The organism is Xanthobacter autotrophicus (assembly GCF_030015065.1).
GTDB lineage: Bacteria > Pseudomonadota > Alphaproteobacteria > Rhizobiales > Xanthobacteraceae > Xanthobacter > Xanthobacter autotrophicus_D.
This window is the reverse complement of the sequence record NZ_JAIVFN010000580.1, coordinates 1-382: the sequence shown is the minus strand read 5'-3', so window position 1 is coordinate 382 and position 382 is coordinate 1. Positions and strand designations below refer to the sequence as shown.

General features: G+C 62.8%; 1 protein-coding gene. It reads left to right on the top strand.

Features of this window, described 5'->3' with window-relative positions; genetic code table 11:
• Positions 1 to 382 (top strand): hypothetical protein (locus K9U40_RS24600; protein ID WP_282892647.1); only part of this gene is annotated, 382 nt, incomplete at both ends.

Genomic DNA, 382 nt, shown 5'->3' with positions numbered 1-382 from the left:
ACACCCAGGTGGGTGCGGTCACGCGCGGCTCCTACACGCTCAAGATCGTCTACCCGATCCTGTTCGTGAAGAACTTCGTGCCGGCCAGCTACCTGCAACCTGGCCAGGTGTTCGACTTCACCGACCTGGACAACGCCGCCGCCAGCCAACTGTTCAATGAAGTGGTCGGTTCGCTGGCCCCGGCCTTCAGCCTGTACACGAACGACCCGGGCAAGGGCAACCGCATCACCAAGCTGCAGCAGGATTCGCTGGGCTTTGCACAGAGCCTGTCTGCCGCCGTCGAGCAGGGCTACCAGTGGAAGTCCGACCGCGGTCTGGCCATCGTCAAGACCGCCATCGTCTCGATCGAGTACGACGCCAACACGCGCGAACTGCTGAAGAC